This is a genomic window from Tunicatimonas sp. (assembly GCF_049647865.1).
In the GTDB taxonomy this organism is placed as follows: Bacteria; Bacteroidota; Bacteroidia; order Cytophagales; family Cyclobacteriaceae; genus Tunicatimonas.
Map to the genome: position 1 here is coordinate 1 of NZ_JBARYM010000267.1, position 2328 is coordinate 2328.

The 2328-nt window shown below is 44.5% G+C and carries 2 protein-coding genes and 1 pseudogene; all 3 read left to right on the forward strand.

Annotated features, from left to right (window positions below):
* Positions 1-214, forward strand: a 214-nt coding sequence (locus tag WBA23_RS08215; protein ID WP_424581792.1) for a D-arabinono-1,4-lactone oxidase, incomplete at its 5' end; no start/stop codon positions are given.
* 299 nt (positions 215-513) lie between these two features.
* The gene (locus tag WBA23_RS08220) at positions 514-777 is read left to right on the forward strand and encodes a hypothetical protein (protein WP_424581793.1); all 264 of its coding nucleotides are present in this window, start codon (positions 514-516) and stop codon (positions 775-777) included.
* A 311-nt stretch (positions 778-1088) separates the two neighbouring features.
* Positions 1089-2328 (forward strand): annotated as a pseudogene (locus WBA23_RS08225) (hypothetical protein); the annotation flags it as partial.

Sequence of the window (2328 nt, forward strand, 5' to 3'; positions counted from 1 at the left end):
CGCGCTAATTCTGAATGAATACCAGGATATTCATTTGGATGCGGGTGGTAAGCCTCACTGGGGGAAAATTACCAATCGACTAGAGGGCCGCACCGAACTGATTCGGAGCTGGTACCCAAAATTTGAAATCTGGCGACAGGTAATGTTGCGCTTTAATCCTAACCGAACTTTCTTAAACGGCTTTGCCGAACGTATGCGATTAGATGAACCTTGAGCGTACTAAAAGTTTATTATTTTTGTAGTATGGCATTAATACTGTAACTGATAATGAACGATTGACAGTCTCAGATTATATTATTGGCATACACTCTATTGCCTTTAAATTCTTAGAAGCTGTTTCAGTTAGAAATTTCGAGGGAAAAATTGAGATGAATTCAGACATATCGAGGCATTTTTGAGGAGAATAGCAGCACTATTTGACGAAAAAATAACGATGAGATGGTTCAATTTCGGCCATTTTTGACCGAAAGAATTAATTAAAACAGCTTCTTAGGAAGTTGATCGCATTTGAACATGGCAAAAGCGGTACCAGACACCAATAGCAAGAATGTGGGCAAAAAATCCTCTTGGAAGAAGACTACCACCATCATTTGGTTTGCTGTAGTAGGCATTATTATTGGATTAGCTGCTTACGTATGGACCTTAAGAAATAGCGAAGAAGCTCAACAAGTACGTAGGCTAAAGCAGGAGTTAGACTCCATTTCCAACCGAAGCTATCAGCTACAACATAAAATTGATAGTTTGAATCGATTAGATGTAGCGGAAGATATAAATTAGTAAAAGACTCAACTTCAATTCTTTGTGATAGTGTAGTGCTGCCCTCATCTCAACAGCAGACTGTCTAGTGCTAGGAGCACTAAACAACTGGTGGTATCAACTCAAACCAAAAGATCAAGATCGCAATTAGTAGCCGTTCAATAATCAGATTATACCAAAATAATGAAATATAATTTTAACGAAAGAATGTATGTTTACCCCATCCTAGCCGATGATAAACTGCTTAATGGCGACCCAATCTAAAAACCCTAAATACCAACCTTAAATTTGCGATGCACAAAGTAATATTCAAGTTGATTCAACCTAGCTCTATGAAATACAATGTCAAATTTTTAGTTACGGTATTTCTATTAGGAGTGGGGTTTGATGTTTCTGCCCAAAATAACTCGTCTGATGCATACCCATCTATCAGCGGTATCTATCCACATCTGGCGTATTACAACAACGAAGGGGAATGTGGCACCGGGGCGGTAGTACCTTGGGCTGGTCGGCTATGGGTAGTTACTTACGGTCCTCATCTCCCCAATGGTTCGTCCGACAAGCTATACGAGATTACCCCTGACTTGCAGCAAATTATTCGTCCTGAAAGTACAGGAGGTACTCCTGCTAACCGTCTAATCCATCGGGAAAGTAACCAACTATTTATTGGTCCATACGCTATCAATGCGAATCGCCAAGTGCGGGTGATCCCCTACAATAAAGCCCCCGGACGCTATACCGGAACTGCCCGGCACCTTTCCCAACCGGAAGAAATGGTCTACGTGGGCACTATGGAAGAAGGCTTCTACGAAGTAAATGTTAATACGCTAGGCACCAAAATGTTGTATCAAGACGGACACGTAAAGCCTGACAACAAGTACGACCTTTCGGAAAATAATCAGGACCTACTGTCAGGAGCTCACGGCAAAGCGCTTTATTCAGGCCAAGGCGTGATGGTCTACTCTAACAACGGCGAAGCCTCACCCGAAGCCCGCACCCAGTTTGATATTGAGTCGGGCGTATTAGCTGAGTGGGATGGTGAAAATTGGAGTGAAGTACGTCGCAACCAGTTTGTGGAAGTCACCGGACCGGGTGGTATTTATGGCAACGAGAATCCCGAAACTGACCCGATATGGGCTACCGGTTGGGATCATAAGTCCGTACTAATAGGTGTGCGGGATGCCCAAACAGGCTGGTCATTTTATCGGCTGCCCAAAGCCAGCCACAGCTACGATGGTGCCCACGGCTGGAATACCGAGTGGCCCCGCATTCGAGATATTGGCACACCCGATCAAGCGGACTACCTGATGACGATGCACGGCATGTTCTGGCGGTTTCCGGCTGGCTTCACTGCTCAGCAGTCGGTTGGTATTCGCCCTCGCTCGGCGTATTTGAAAGTCATTGGCGACTACACTCGCTGGAACGACCGGCTGGTGTTTGGCTGTGATGATTCAGCTAAAAAGGAGTTCCTCAATAAGCGAAGTGTAAAAGGTGACATTGAAGGTCCCGGCCAGTCTAATTCCAACCTGTGGTTTGCCGACTTAAACATACCCGATAAGCTAGGTCCTAACA

Coding starts and splice junctions, on each gene's coding strand:
- WBA23_RS08220 (WP_424581793.1), top strand. CDS start 514: ATGGCAAAAGCGGTACCAGACACCAATAGCAAGAATGTGGGCAAAAAA.